11 protein-coding genes and 1 riboswitch are annotated in these 14,241 nt (G+C 52.1%); of the genes, 7 read left to right on the top strand and 4 right to left on the bottom strand.

All coding sequences use genetic code 11. The features are described from left to right. The first annotated feature begins 50 nt into the window (after positions 1–50). From ilvD to ilvC, 5 genes are read left to right on the top strand one after another with little or no spacing between them, the layout of a single operon-like run. Positions 51–1,883, top strand: a complete 1,833-nt coding sequence (ilvD, locus tag QZ311_RS01555) for a dihydroxy-acid dehydratase (protein WP_297063159.1) — start codon at positions 51–53, stop codon at positions 1,881–1,883. Positions 1,884–1,943: 60 nt separating this feature from the next. Next, positions 1,944–3,668 carry a biosynthetic-type acetolactate synthase large subunit gene (gene ilvB, locus QZ311_RS01550; RefSeq protein WP_297063158.1) on the top strand — a complete coding sequence of 575 codons (1,725 nt, stop codon included), beginning with the start codon at positions 1,944–1,946 and terminating at the stop codon, positions 3,666–3,668. Positions 3,669–3,681: 13 nt separating this feature from the next. Continuing rightward, positions 3,682–4,230 (top strand): acetolactate synthase small subunit, encoded by a 549-nt coding sequence (gene ilvN, locus QZ311_RS01545; protein ID WP_297063156.1) that lies wholly within the window; start codon positions 3,682–3,684, stop codon positions 4,228–4,230. A gap of 21 nt (positions 4,231–4,251) precedes the next feature. Beyond that, positions 4,252–5,001 carry an acyl-ACP thioesterase domain-containing protein gene (locus QZ311_RS01540; protein ID WP_297063154.1) on the top strand — a complete coding sequence of 250 codons (750 nt, stop codon included), beginning with the start codon at positions 4,252–4,254 and terminating at the stop codon, positions 4,999–5,001. Between the two features lie 59 nt (positions 5,002–5,060). Beyond that, positions 5,061–6,104 (top strand): ketol-acid reductoisomerase, encoded by a 1,044-nt coding sequence (gene ilvC / locus QZ311_RS01535; RefSeq protein ID WP_297063152.1) that lies wholly within the window; start codon positions 5,061–5,063, stop codon positions 6,102–6,104. 123 nt (positions 6,105–6,227) lie between these two features. On the opposite strand, the gene QZ311_RS01530 is transcribed toward ilvC, so the two are convergent. The 4 genes from QZ311_RS01530 to QZ311_RS01515 form a co-directional block, all read right to left on the bottom strand. Continuing rightward, positions 6,228–6,875, bottom strand: coding sequence for a hypothetical protein (locus QZ311_RS01530; RefSeq protein ID WP_297063149.1), 648 nt, complete (start codon positions 6,873–6,875; stop codon positions 6,228–6,230). Positions 6,876–7,007: 132 nt separating this feature from the next. Further along, positions 7,008–8,417 carry an MATE family efflux transporter gene (locus QZ311_RS01525; protein WP_297063147.1) on the bottom strand — a complete coding sequence of 470 codons (1,410 nt, stop codon included), beginning with the start codon at positions 8,415–8,417 and terminating at the stop codon, positions 7,008–7,010. Positions 8,418–8,486: 69 nt separating this feature from the next. Then, positions 8,487–9,650, bottom strand: a complete 1,164-nt coding sequence (locus tag QZ311_RS01520) for a MalY/PatB family protein (protein ID WP_297063145.1) — start codon at positions 9,648–9,650, stop codon at positions 8,487–8,489. Positions 9,651–9,840: 190 nt separating this feature from the next. Further along, complete coding sequence (locus QZ311_RS01515) at positions 9,841–10,686, bottom strand: DUF3737 family protein (protein ID WP_297063515.1); 846 nt, start codon at positions 10,684–10,686, stop codon at positions 9,841–9,843. Positions 10,687–10,867: 181 nt separating this feature from the next. Then, positions 10,868–11,087: riboswitch (cobalamin riboswitch) on the top strand. A 25-nt stretch (positions 11,088–11,112) separates the two neighbouring features. On the opposite strand from QZ311_RS01515, the gene QZ311_RS01510 reads away from it, so the two are divergent. Together QZ311_RS01510 and QZ311_RS01505 are read left to right on the top strand one after the other, a co-directional pair. Next, positions 11,113–13,128: a TonB-dependent receptor gene (locus QZ311_RS01510; RefSeq protein WP_297063143.1), complete on the top strand. Its 2,016-nt coding sequence runs from the start codon at positions 11,113–11,115 to the stop codon at positions 13,126–13,128. Positions 13,129–13,183: 55 nt separating this feature from the next. Next, entirely contained in the window at positions 13,184–14,239 is a 1,056-nt protein-coding gene (locus QZ311_RS01505; protein WP_297063141.1) for a hypothetical protein, read from the top strand. The last annotated feature ends 2 nt before the right edge of the window (positions 14,240–14,241 follow it).

Genomic DNA, 14,241 nt, shown 5'->3' with positions numbered 1-14,241 from the left:
TATCGTAATTTTGCGGATAATTTTAACAAATTCATAGGTTCGCAATAATTATGAGTTTTCCTTTGAAAAGCGCAGCAAGCACAGAGGGTCGCCGAATGGCCGGCGCCCGTGCCCTATGGCGCGCAAACGGCATGAAAGACGAGCAATTCGGTAAGCCTATCATAGCAATTGTCAACTCTTTCACTCAATTTGTCCCCGGACATACACATCTCCATGAAGTCGGACAGATTGTAAAAGCCGAAATCGAGAAACAGGGCTGTTTCGCTGCCGAATTCAACACCATCGCCATTGACGACGGTATTGCAATGGGCCACGACGGCATGCTATATTCACTCCCTTCACGCGATATGATCGCCGACTCAATCGAGTATATGGTAAATGCCCACAAGGCCGACGCAATGGTCTGCATCTCCAACTGCGACAAAGTCACCCCGGGCATGCTCATGGCTGCCATGCGCCTCAATATCCCTGCCATATTCGTTTCAGGAGGCCCGATGGAGGCCGGCGATGTCAACGGCCGTCCCGTCGACCTCATCGACATAATGATTGACGCCGCCGACTCGACCGTAAGCGACGAAGCCGTAACCGAACTCGAACAGAAGGGATGCCCGACATGCGGATCTTGCTCGGGAATGTTCACCGCCAACTCAATGAACTCCCTCAACGAGGCCATCGGCCTCGCACTCCCCGGCAACGGCACAGTCGTGGCCACCCACATCAACCGCCTGCAGCTCTTCAAGAAAGCTGCCGACATGATTGTGCGAAACACCTATGCCTATTACCGCGACGGCGACGAAAGCGTCCTTCCGCGCAACATAGCCACCCGTCAGGCGATGCTCAACGCAATGACGCTCGACATTGCAATGGGAGGCTCGACCAACACTGTGCTCCATCTCCTTGCCGTAGCCCACGAAGCGGGTGCGGATTTCACGATGGACGACATCGACGCGCTCTCGCGCCACACCCCTGTGCTGTGTAAGGTAGCCCCCAATTCCCACTACCATATTCAGGATGTCAACCGTGCCGGAGGAATTCTCTCTATCATGAAGATTCTTTCCGACGCAGGGCTGATTGATTCAGCCGTGAAACGCGTCGACGGAATGACTCTCGCTGAAGCGATGGACAAATATGCCATCGGTGGTAAAGACTTCGACAATCATGCCGACGAACTCTGGAAAAGCGCTCCGGGAATGAAGCGCACCACTGAACTCGGCAAACAGATGAGCTATTACAGCACTCTCGACACCGACCGCGCGAAAGGATGTATCCGCGACATGGAACATGCCTATGTCAAGGACGGCGGCCTCGCAGTCCTCAAAGGAAATATCGCACAGGACGGATGTGTCGTCAAGACCGCAGGTGTCGACGAAAGCATATTCCGTTTCAGCGGACCGGCCAAAGTGTTCACCTCGCAGGAAGCTGCCGTCGACGGAATCCTCCGCGACAAGGTGAAAAGCGGAGATGTCGTAGTCATAACCTACGAAGGCCCCAAGGGTGGCCCGGGAATGCAGGAAATGCTTTACCCCACCTCCTATATCAAGAGCAAGCATCTCGGCAAAGAGTGCGCGCTCATCACCGACGGCCGTTTTTCGGGAGGCACATCAGGTCTTTCCATAGGCCACATCTCACCCGAAGCAGCCAACGGCGGCAATATCGGTCTCGTCAAGGACGGTGACATAATCGAAATTGACATCCCCACACGAACTATCAACGTCAGACTCACAGACGAAGAACTCACCGCGCGACGCAAGGAAGAGGAAGCCCTCGGCAACAAAGCCTTCACTCCCCGCGACCGCGACCGCAAAGTCTCGCAGGCTCTCCGCGCTTACGCATCAATGGTCACCTCAGCCGACAAAGGCGGCGTCAGACATCTCGACGACTGACACACACCGATTCATCGGTATATAAATAATTATTCGCACACATTATTCCAAAGACTCTGTATGAGTGAACGAATCACAGGCTCTGAAGCATTATGCCGCGCCCTGCTGGCTGAAGGTGTCGACACCATCTTCGGCTACCCGGGAGGCCAGATAATGCCTTTTTACGACAAGCTTTATGATTTTTCAGACAAGCTTCACCACATACTGACACGCCACGAACAGGGAGCGGTACACGCTGCTCAGGGCTATGCTCGCGTGTCAGGCAAAGTAGGCGTGGTCTCAGTGACCTCCGGTCCGGCTGCCACAAACATCATCACAGGCGTGGCTGATGCCAACATCGACTGCACTCCATTAGTGGTCATTACCGGACAGGTGGCTACAAACTCTCTGGGAACAGACGCTTTTCAGGAAACCGACGTGATTGGAATCACTCTGCCTGTCACTAAATGGACCTACCAGATACGCACCCCGGAGGAAATTCCATGGGCTGTCGCTCGCGCCTTCTACATCGCCTCGACCGGACGTCCGGGAGCGGTGGTGCTCGACGTGACACGCGACGCACAGGTAGGCACAATGGAATGGCACTACGAAAAAATCTCCTATATCCGGAGCTATAACCCGGACCCGGAACTCCAGCCCGGCAACATGCTCAGCGCCGCATCGCTGCTCAACCGAGCCGAACGTCCGATGATAATCGCCGGCCACGGAGTCATGCTCTCAAACGCTGAAGCCGACCTCATTGCGCTCGCCGAAAAAGCCGACATACCTATGGTGTCGACGCTGCTCGGACTTTCGTCCATTCCCTCCGACCATCCTCTTTACAAAGGCATGGTGGGTATGCACGGAAATATCGGCCCTAACATTAATACAAACAAAGCCGACGTCATCCTCGCGGTCGGTCTCCGTTTCGACGACCGTGTGACAGGCGTAATCAAGGGCTACGCCCCCGAAGCCAAAATCATCCACGTCGACATCGACTGCGCCGAGTTCAATAAAAACGTCAAGGCCCACACCACCATACATGCCGATGCACGCAAAGCTATCAAGGCACTCCTTCCGCTTGTCAACAAAAGTTGCCATGCCGACTGGCTCGCATCATTTGACAGACCTGAAGAAGTCGAACGCGAAGAGGTGATAAAACGCGAACTCGACCCATCCGATATCGGGCCTGACGGAGCTATGCGCATGGGCGAAGTGGTACGGAAAATCTCGGAAGCATCCGGCAATTGCGGCATACTCGTGACGGATGTCGGACAGAACCAGATGATGGCTGCACGCTATTTCAAATATACACTCCCCAAAAGTGTATTGACCTCAGGTGGCCTCGGAACTATGGGCTTCTGTCTTCCGGCAGCAATCGGAGCAAAAATCGCCGCCCCCGAGCGTCAGGTATTCGCCTTCATGGGCGACGGTGGCTTCCAGATGACCATGCAGGAACTCGGCACTATGCTTGCATATAACATTGGAGTCAAGGTTATCATCCTCAACAATGATTTCCTCGGAAACGTAAGGCAATGGCAGGCGATGTTCTACAACAACCGCTTCTCCGCTACCCCTATGGTCAACCCTGATTTCGTCACCATAGCCGAGGCCTACGGCTTCAAGGCCGAGAGAGTGGCGTGTCGTGCCGAACTTGACGATGCGATTGCCCGCATGCTGAGTCACGATGGCACTTATCTGCTGGATGTCAACATCGATCCTGAAGACATGGTCTTCCCGATGGTAGTCCCCGGTGCGGCTGTCGACGACATCTTAATAAACCAAACCACCAAATATCAAGGCTAATCTGCAAAAAGACATGGAAAAGAAACTGTTCACCATATCGGTTTTCACCGAAAATCAGGTCGGCCTTCTCAACCGCATCTCCATCATCTTCACCCGGCGCGGACTCAATCTGGAGAGCGTATCGTCGAGCGCAAGCTCAATGCCCGGCATCCACAAAATGAACTTCACATGTACATCGGACCGCGAGACAATGGAGAAGGTCATCAAGCAGATTGAACGGTGCATCGACGTGTTGCGCGCCTATCTCTACACCGACGATGAAATCATCTATCAGGAGGTCGCACTTTACAAAGTCCCGACACAGAAACTGCTCGACGAAAAGGATTTCGAAAGAATCATCCGTGTCCACAACGTGCGCATTCTGGAACTGACTCGCGAGTACACCATACTCGAAAAGACCGGCCACGAAAGCGAGACTCAGGCGCTCTACGAGCTGCTCAACAAATACGGAATACTCCAGTTCATACGTTCAGGACGAATCTGCATCACCAAATCGCCGACAGAACATTTCACCCACTATCTGCACGAGCAGGAATCGCGTCGACAGCAGACCGACAAGTAACCGTCAGACCGCATAAGCCCGATGAATCCTAAACTTTATTCCTACGAATTTTATCTTACGGCTTCAGAGGTCAACGCCCAGCGTGAGATGTCTCTCTCCCGCCTCGTCACCACACTGATCGACACTGCCACCGGCCACGCCAATCTGATCGGCATCGGTTTTGACCGCATGATCCGCGAAGGCATATCATGGGTGCTGAGCAGACTGACTGTCGACATCGACTCCCCTGTCACAGTCAACCGCACATACCGGATGGAGACGTGGGTTGAAAGCGCCAGCCGTCTGTTTTCAGAACGCGGTTTCGAAATGACAGATGCAGAGACCGGCCACACAGTGATGCGAGCCCATTCGACATGGATGGCGGTCAACATGACCACACGCCGCCCCGGAGACCTCACTCCGATATTCGACGGACTCGATGTCATCAGCGACCGCAGATACACAGGCGATAAAGGCGGCAAGCTCCTGCCCTCACGCAACCCCGAAAGGGAGAACAGCTATCGTTTTGCTGTTTCCGACATTGATGTCAACCGCCACGTCACCACACGTCGCTACATCGACCTGATTGTTGACATGTGGCCGCTCGACTACTATGACACAATGAGGCCGGCAAGGTTTGAAATCGCATTCAAACACGAGGCCCGCTATGATGAAGAAGCCGTCGTAGTCGCAGCATCCCACGAAGGGAGTCCGGAGGTAAACGACGTTGAAATCCGTGTCAACTCGACATCATGCTGTCTCGCACGTATCCGGTTCGTAGCCCGCGACTGACTCACATTCTCCTCTCCCATCGGAATTTCAAATTAAAAACTTTAAACTAAAAAAATATTATGGCAAAATTAAATTTCGGCGGTGTTGAAGAGACCGTCATCACCCGCGAAGAATTCCCTCTCGAAAAAGCACGTGAAGTACTCAAGGATGAAACAATCGCAGTCATCGGCTACGGTGTCCAAGGCCCGGGTCAGGGACTCGACCTGCGCGACAACGGTTTCAACGTAATCGTAGGCCAGCGCGAAGGCAAGACTTACGAAAAGGCCGTTGCCGACGGATGGGTTCCCGGCGAGACTCTCTTCTCGATTGAAGAAGCCTGCAAGCGTGGCACTATCATCATGTGTCTGCTCAGCGATGCTGCTGTAATCTCTCAGTGGCCTACAATCAAAGAACACCTCACTCCCGGCAAGGCTCTCTACTTCAGCCACGGCTTCGCTATCAACTGGAGCGACCGCACCGGCGTCGTTCCCCCTGCCGACGTTGACGTAATCATGGTTGCCCCCAAGGGTTCAGGCACTATGCTCCGCATTCTCTTCAAGGAAGGCAAGGGCACTAACTCAAGTTTTGCCGTTTATCAGGATGCAACCGGCCGCGCACTCGATCGCACACTCGCCCTCGGCATCGGCATCGGTTCTGGCTATCTTTTCGAGACCACCTTCCAGCGCGAAGCTGTCAGCGACCTCACCGGCGAACGCGGTTCGCTCATGGGTGCGATCCAAGGCCTTCTCCTCGCCCAGTATGAAGTGCTCCGTGAAAACGGCCACACTCCTTCAGAAGCGTTCAACGAGACAGTCGAAGAGCTCACTCAGTCACTCATGCCCCTCTTTGCTGCAAAAGGCATGGACTGGATGTATGCAAACTGCTCGACCACCGCACAGCGCGGCGCTCTCGACTGGATGGGCCCGTTCCACGATGCAATCAAGCCCGTTGTCTATGACCTCTACGAGAGCGTGAAGACAGGACGCGAGGCACAGCGCTCAATCGACTCCAACACCCAGCCCGACTACCGCGAGAAACTTGAAGAAGAACTCAAGGCTCTCCGCGAAAGCGAAATGTGGCGCGCAGGTGCTACCGTACGCACTCTCCGTCCCGAAAACGCATAAATCCACAATCCCTCAATAAAAGGGAATAGCGGATAAGCAAAACAACAGATTCATATCTCTATCCGACTGTGTTTCGGCATGAGATATGAATCTGTTGTTTTTGCTTATGCCTTATATCGCAGGTCAGTGTCTGATTGTATAGCCAAGCGACAGGTTGGGAAGAAAGATAACTCCGTCAATCGGCGAACAATCCCATGAACCGATTAACGCCGTCAGGCCTATACGCATAAAGAATCCTGTGGTACGCTGATAGCGATACCCGACATTAATCAGACCCAGTATATTCGGACGCGTGACCTGACGGAAATTACAATCCGGAGTAGAAATAATGTCGCCTGTCTCATCATCCCATATCCATTGGCCGGAAATCGTCAACTCCCTGCGCTTAAGAACAGACGGGACTATACCCAGACCCACCTCGAATTTACTCTTTCCACCGCCAAGAATCGCATTGGCCTCAAGGGGAATACACACTCCATTGAATTCCAAGTCCCTCATGTCATAATCAGACGACAATGAACCCGACGTAAATGAGAGTCCTACACGATAGCCGAAAACCGAACCGGCCCTGAAACGGGAATCAAAACCAATGCCGACACCGAACGACGGTCCAAAAAACTCAGCAAAGATATTACGGCTCATCGCAGGTCGCACATCAACGGAGGAAACACTGTCAACACTTGTCGGAATCGACAACGGGAATTCATTTTCTGCTCCTGTTGCGGTCAGACCGGCCACCAAAAGCATCAGAGAGAGTAAAATACGGCACATGATGTTAAATAATATTTAAAACGTGATTTGTGAATGGTTTCATCGACAAATATAGACATTTAGCCGACTGCCATCAGTAAATCGGACGTTAAACATAGTTAACCGACCAATATTATCTACCATCTGTCGCTCTCAAGCCTGCTTTAAACCTTTTTTCAGCCAAGCGCCTGATATGAGCCTCCATAAAAATATCGCGCCTCTAAAACACAACTCCACACACATCGCAAGCCATACTCCGGCAAGCCCCATAGAGGGGGCAAGCAACGCCGCAATCGGAAGACGCACAAGCCAGATACTTCCGAAATTCATCGAAGCCGGGATAATCGTGTCGCCGACTCCTATCATCACACCGTAGCTCACTATAGCCGCGGCAAACATCGGCTCGGCAAATGCCTCGATGCGCAGAGCCTCAACTCCAAGCGACTGAATACCGCCAACAGGAGTCATAAGCTCCATCACCCACGGAGCGCAGATATACATGACCACACCCATCAGCGTCATTGTGACCATGCCGAGACCAACGGTGATATAGCCGAACCTACGTGCGACATCAAGGCGTTTTGCCCCATAGCTCTGCCCGACAAGCGTGGTCGCCGCGTCACCGATGCCATAGCCCGGCATATAGCATATACTTTCAGCCGTCACCGCAAAGGCATTGGCAGCGATGGCCATCACACCGAGAGGCGCGACAATCACCGTCACAGCAATCTGAGCTCCGCATATCACCGCATGTTCGAGAGTCATGGGCGCTGACACCTTCAGCGCTCTCGCAAGCACCTGACGCGTCGGCCGGAACGAGCCGGGATGTCCCACAAGGCATATTGACTTTTCTCTCGCACACAAATACCACATCATCAATCCGGCCGTTACAATCTCGGCCGATACAGTCCCGAGAGCCGCGCCGAGCACGCCAAGTCCCGCACCGGGAAGATGAAATGCATGCCCCAGAACCCCGACTTCACGCGACGGGAATATCAGAAAAAAATTAAAGATAATGTCAAGCACACACATCATCACGTTCAGACCACCGGGGACTTTCATGTTGCCGACACACCTCAACATCGCTCCTCCAAGATAATTCATGGTCAGCAGCGGAAGTGCAAGCACAAAAACGAGGAAATAAAGCGATGCCTTGGGACACACCACATCCGTTCCTCCAAGCCAATGAGGCAAAGGCCACGCGATGGCAGCACCGATCATGACTACGGCGAGGCTGAACAGAAGACAGGCCACTATCGACTGACGCAACACACGCCGGGCTCCGTCATGGTCGGAAGCTCCTATACGGTGGGCGACCTGAACGGAAAAACCGACAGTCACAGCCGAACATATACCCCAGAAAAGCCATAGGCTGGTCGATACCAGCCCGACAGCCGCCGAATCGTCCGCGCCGAGCCGTCCGACCATAGCAGCGTCAATATATTGCATCATTATACTCGAAAGCTGCGCCATCATAGCAGGCCATGAAAGCTGCACTGTCAGTTTCAACTGCTGACGGAAATCAAGAGGAGCACCGGAACGGATGAGTGATATATCGGCCATTAATGAAATACGATAAGATTGCGGTGTCCGGACCATATAGCCCGGACACCATACTTGATTTTGATTTTTTCAAGCCTTCACGAGAAGATCGCACAGGCGTTCGAGACCTTCCTCAAGAGTGTTGCGCGGACAGGCTATGTTGAAACGCACATAACCGTCGACACCATACATCACTCCCGAATTCAGCCACACCCGGGCCTCATCGAGAACCTTCTTGACAAGTTCGTCAGAACCGATGCCGAGAGCTGAGATGTCCACCCACGGAAGATAAGTCGCTTCAAGCCGTGCGACAGGACACTGCGGAAGTCTGCGTCCGAGATATTCGCGGAAGAAAAGATAATTTTCATGGAGATAGACCTTCAAAGCCTCCAGCCACTCCTCTCCTTCCGAAGAGTATGCCGCACGGAGCGCAACGACTCCAAACGGATTGACATCACAGACTTCGTTATCGTTGACCGCACGATCTATGCGCGAACGCTTTGTGGAATCAGGCGCTATTATATTGGCAATCTGCAAACCTGCGATATTAAACGATTTCGAAGGAGAAACACACACCGTAGCCTTGCGGTCGACAGTCCCGTAAGGCACATAGCGGTAACCCGGCATCGTGAGTTCATTGTGTATCTCATCGCTTACGACAGTCACTCCGTGGCGCTGACAGATGTCGCGCACTGCCTCGAGTTCCTCGCGCGTCCATGCACGTCCGGCCGGGTTATGAGGATTACACAGCAGCATCAGGACATTGGCCGGATCAGACGCAAGACGTTCAAGACCCTCCAGATCCATGACATAGGTAAATTCGTTATCCGACAGTTCCTTGCGCAACAAAGGATTCTCGACCACGCGGCAACCGTTGTTCCGAATCGAAGAAAAGAAACAATTATAGACCGGTGTCTGGACAATTACTCCCGACCCGGCAGGAGCAAGAGCCTTGACTATGGCCGAGAGAGCAGGCACGATACCGGGAATGTAAATCACGTCACTGCGGTCGAACGTGTAGAGATGGCGCGAGCTGAACCAGTCGATAAGCGCATCATAGTAGTTTTCGTCCACATACGTATAGCCAAACACACCGTGGTCCACACGACGCCGGAGCGCCTCAAGGATACAGGGAGCAGCCTGAAAGTCCATGTCGGCAACCCACAGAGGAATCACATCGTGACGCGAGTCCCATTTCAAAGACCCTGCCCCCCTGCGGAGCACAATCTTGTCAAAATTAAAATCCTTAGCCATAAGTAACTCTTTAAAATTAGCAGTTCATATTTTCGAGAAAGTAACCCTGAAAGAAGCATCCATACTTCTTGCAGCTATAGCCGGGAAAATCAGGTTGGCGACATATCGACCATCGCCCATTGATTTTCCCTTTCGATAAAACGCACTTCAAATATAGTTAATTTTCAAGAGTTACCGAGCTTTTTGTTATTTATATTTCCGTGACAATCTTACAATCGCCCGGAGCAAGGAGATTTTCATCAAGGATAGTCTCGCCGATTGCAAGCGCCTTTATCGAACCGCTACGGGGATTTTTGACACTGACTATGCTGGAATTAATCACGGCCTGAAGCGACGAGTCCTCAAAAGCAAGGTCGGCATCGTCGCCCATCTGACAGTCTTCCATCACGAGATTCTCACAGTAGCAGAGCGGCTGTGTGCCCGAAATCCGACAGCGGACAAGCCTCAGATTCCGTGAATGCCAGCCAAGATATTCGCCTGTGAGCTCCGAGTCGTAGACTGTAACGTTCTCCGTATTCCAGAACGCATCTTTGGAATCTATGACTGCATTGCGTATCACAACGTCACGGCAATACTGAAACGAATAGTTGCCCTGCTGGCGGTAATTGTCAATATCTATATCCGACGAGTGCATGAAGAGGTAGTCGGCATTTGCGACCTCAACATTGCGCAGCTTTACACCACGGCAATGCCACAATGTCTCCTGCGCATCGGGAATGCGGACATTAGCAAGCGACAGATTGTCCATCTCACGAAACATCTTGGGAGCTTCGACAAGAGTGTCGGTCATGACAAGATTGCGCGAATACCACAGCGCCGCACGCGCACCGGGTGTGAAAAGACAATCTTTCACCTCAAAACCGTCGACATGCCAGAAAGGGTATTTACCTTCAAAAGTACAGCGGTCAGCGACAATATCGCCACAGCATTTCAGCGCCGATTCACCGGCATGAAACGTGACATTCTCAAGTCGAAGACAATGGGATGCAAACAACGGGCGTTCACCCCCGAATTCCTTATCTTTTAATTCCTTTATATTACTTTTTTCCATATTCCGAAGTTAACTGATAGTGTGCCGCTTTTCTTTAAAAGTATACTTAAAAATTCTTATTCAACAGCCTCTTAAATTCAATAGCACAAAATTACTCAATTTCAATGACAAAAAAATACAATCTCATAAAATCCGAATTTTTGGTTTGCTATTCTGAATTTTTGTGTAATTTTGCACTCTCATTGGTTCGGAGGCGTGCATGACTGATTGCATCATTCCGATTAAAAGGGAACACGGGTGAGAATCCCGGACAGTCCCGCTGCGGTAATTTCCAATAACAATGGGCTCAGATACATGCCACTGTGGACGGATAACGGTCATGGGAAGGCGTTCTGAAGAAAAGCCCGGAATAAGTCCGAAGACCTGCCAATGTCACTACTAATGATGTTTTTCTTTCGAGGACGAGAAGACATGATCACAAATAATTTCATTCTACGCTACATACGCTGTTTATCCTGCGTGGCAGTGCCGGTTCTGGCTCTCGTCCCGCAGATTTGTCGTGCCCAGACACCGTCAACGATAGAGCTTGACACAGTGGAGGTCGTTCAGACCCACACCAAAAAATCAATCAAAAGCTCCGCACCGGTGTTCAACCTCAATGAAAAAGAGTTCAACCGGCTCGGTGTGACAGACATCTCCGATGCAATCCACCGCTTGCCCGGAGTGAACCTACGCGACTACGGAGGACTCGGAGGGCTGAAAACAGTTTCGGTACGCGGTCTCGGCTCACAGCACACGGCAGTTGTCTACGACGGCATCGTCCTGAGCGACTGTCAGAGTGGCGAAGTAGACGTGGCACGCTACTCGCTCGACAACGTGGAATCCCTCTCAATGGTCATAGGCGACAACGACGACATCTTCATGCCGGCGCGTGTAGCAGCCTCGGCGGCCTCGTTCAGCATCTCAAGTTTCCGTCGCCCCGACCCCGATAAGCCACTCGACCTCACGGCGCAGGTGAAATACGGTTCTTTCGGTTATGTCAATCCCTACGTCCGCATAGGCAAATCTTTCACCGAAAAGTTCTCGATGAATCTTATCGGTGACTATACTTACGCTGAAAACGACTATCCTTTCCGCCTCAAAAACGGTCAGTACACCACTACCGAGCGCCGAAACAATTCACGCATGAACAGCGGTCATGGCGAACTCAACGCCATCTGGACTCCTGACAGCCGGTCGAACCTCAGCGCAAAACTCTATTACTATGACAACGACCGCCAGATACCCGGGCCGGCAATCTACTACAGCAACGAAAACCATGAGACACTGCGCGACCGCAACTTCTTCGGGCAGCTACAATACCGCAATGCCTTCAACTCAAAATGGTCGCTCCAGCTTCACGGAAAATTCAACTGGGCCTCATCGCTCTATCACGACGAGAACGGCAAATATCCCGGTGGCGAGCTTAACCAGAACTACTGGCAGCGCGAAGCCTACGCAAGTGCCTGTGTGCTCTTCCTTCCGAACGAAAAATGGGCGTTGGACTATTCTGCCGACTATTTCTTCAACAATCTTAACAGCAACCTGACCACCGAGACCTATCCGCGCCGTAACAGCATCCTGCAATCGCTCACCGCGCGCTACCGAAGCCGCCGTCTGACCGCATCGGCCCGCATTCTCGGCTCAATCTACGACAACAGCGCGAAAATCGGCGAAGGGGCACACGATTACAGCCGCCTCTCACCCTCGGCAAGCGTCTCGGTGCAGCCGTTCGCTGATGAGATGTTCTTCGTGCGCCTGTCCTATAAGAACATCTTCCGCATGCCGACCTTCAACGAAACCTACTTTTATCACTACGGCAATCCGGAAGTAAAGCCAGAGACAGCCAACCAGTTCAACGTCGGTGTGACCTATCGCCTACCATCGCTCTCATGGCTTCCTGACCTTGAAATCACCGCCGACGCGTATGTCAACCAAGTCAAGGACAAAATCGTCGCCATACCCTACAATATGTTCGTCTGGACCGTTGTCAATCTCGACAAGGCCCGCATGATAGGAGTCGACCTCACCGAAACCGCGACATTTAACGTCGGACGCCGGCAACAGATACTTCTCACCGGAAATTACAGCTATCAGCGGGCTGAACCTCGCACCCCTTCACAGGTCACAGAGTACAAGAAACAGATTGCCTACATCCCGCGTCATTCAGGCAACGTAACAGTCAGCTATGAGAATCCGTGGGTCAATCTGTCGGTCCACACGACCGCCGTCAGCGGACGCTACGCTACAAACAACAACAATCCCGACACCCGTCTCGGAGGCTATGCCGACGTGGGGCTTACAGCCTACCGTGTATTCGGATTCAAGGGGCACGACTTTGAACTGCGCGGAGACCTCATGAACCTTCTTGACCGCCAGTATGTGGTCGTGGCGCGCTATCCAATGCCGGGACGCTCTTGGCGTGTCTCTCTTAAATTCACACTGTAAAAGGATATCCAACACTATAATTCAAACCGTAATCACTTTTATTCCAATCACAATTATGAAACTAAGCAAATATTTTGCTCTTGCACTCTGCGCACTCTCTTTCACAGCTTGCAGCGATGATGACGATAATGACGCTCGCCCCGATGACGTACCCGGATTTTATGCCGGAAAGACCGTACTCGTGCTCAACAACGGCAATATGTCGGGCAATATCCCCGGCAGCCTCTCGTCAATCGACATGGCAACAGGCACGGTGACCAATAATGTATTCCGCGAAGCAAACGGACGTGTCCTCGGCGACACTCCTCAGGGTGCAATTATCCACGGCAGCAAGCTCTACGTAGCCGTAACCCAGTCAGACATCATCGAAGTGGTCAATCCCGTCACCATGAAATCAATCCAGACAATCAAGCCTACCGGCGAAGGAAGCTCTCCGCGCAGCCTCACCGCAAAAGACGGCTATGTCTACGTCACAATGTTTGACGGCTATGTGGCACGTATCGACACCCTTTCGCTGTCTATCGACAAGACACTCAAACTCGGCCCATGTCCGGAAGAACTCGGAATCGCAGGCAATTATCTTTATGTAGCCGTTTCCGACGGATATAACACCTCTAACAACTGTGTTGACGGCTATGTATCGAAAATCAATATCCCGACCTTCACAGAGGAAGCAAAAATCGATGCAGGCATCAACACCAACAAACTCGTCACAAACGGACGCGAGGTATTTGTCATCTGCACCGGCAACTACAAGGACGTGAACCCTACGCTCAAACGCATCAAATCTGACAACAGCGTTGAACCGCTCTTCGAAGCAGCATTGATGGCAATCAACGGGAATACACTCTACACCATCAACGATCCGTATGCCACTCCTACCTACTGGGCGTATGACATCGCAAGCGGAAAGAAAACCGAGCTTAAACTTGACAAGCTCATCACTCCGACCGCAATAGGTGTCAACCCTGCCACAAACAACATCTTCGTTGCAAGCTACTCCATACCCTTTGGTTACAAAGAGCCCTGTATCGTCAATGAATACACCGCATCAGGCAGTTTTGTCGACCAGTATAACGTAGGTATCGGAGCCGGATGCTTCGTATTCTGAAA

This window comes from uncultured Duncaniella sp. (assembly GCF_910578445.1).
In the GTDB taxonomy this organism is placed as follows: Bacteria; Bacteroidota; Bacteroidia; order Bacteroidales; family Muribaculaceae; genus Duncaniella.
The sequence above is the reverse complement of the archived record's forward strand: the minus strand, read 5'-3'. Positions and strand labels throughout refer to the sequence as shown.

What these genes read in the sequence shown, in the direction of transcription:
- ilvD (WP_297063159.1), top strand. Translation starts at nt 51, where the DNA reads ATGAGTTTTCCTTTGAAAAGCGCAGCAAGCACAGAGGGTCGCCGAATG.
- ilvC (WP_297063152.1), top strand. Translation starts at nt 5,061, where the DNA reads ATGGCAAAATTAAATTTCGGCGGTGTTGAAGAGACCGTCATCACCCGC.
- QZ311_RS01520 (WP_297063145.1), bottom strand. Translation starts at nt 9,650, where the DNA reads ATGGCTAAGGATTTTAATTTTGACAAGATTGTGCTCCGCAGGGGGGCA.
- QZ311_RS01505 (WP_297063141.1), top strand. Translation starts at nt 13,184, where the DNA reads ATGAAACTAAGCAAATATTTTGCTCTTGCACTCTGCGCACTCTCTTTC.
- ilvB (WP_297063158.1), top strand. Translation starts at nt 1,944, where the DNA reads ATGAGTGAACGAATCACAGGCTCTGAAGCATTATGCCGCGCCCTGCTG.
- QZ311_RS01525 (WP_297063147.1), bottom strand. Translation starts at nt 8,417, where the DNA reads ATGGCCGATATATCACTCATCCGTTCCGGTGCTCCTCTTGATTTCCGT.
- QZ311_RS01540 (WP_297063154.1), top strand. Translation starts at nt 4,252, where the DNA reads ATGAATCCTAAACTTTATTCCTACGAATTTTATCTTACGGCTTCAGAG.
- ilvN (WP_297063156.1), top strand. Translation starts at nt 3,682, where the DNA reads ATGGAAAAGAAACTGTTCACCATATCGGTTTTCACCGAAAATCAGGTC.
- QZ311_RS01510 (WP_297063143.1), top strand. Translation starts at nt 11,113, where the DNA reads ATGATCACAAATAATTTCATTCTACGCTACATACGCTGTTTATCCTGC.
- QZ311_RS01530 (WP_297063149.1), bottom strand. Translation starts at nt 6,875, where the DNA reads ATGTGCCGTATTTTACTCTCTCTGATGCTTTTGGTGGCCGGTCTGACC.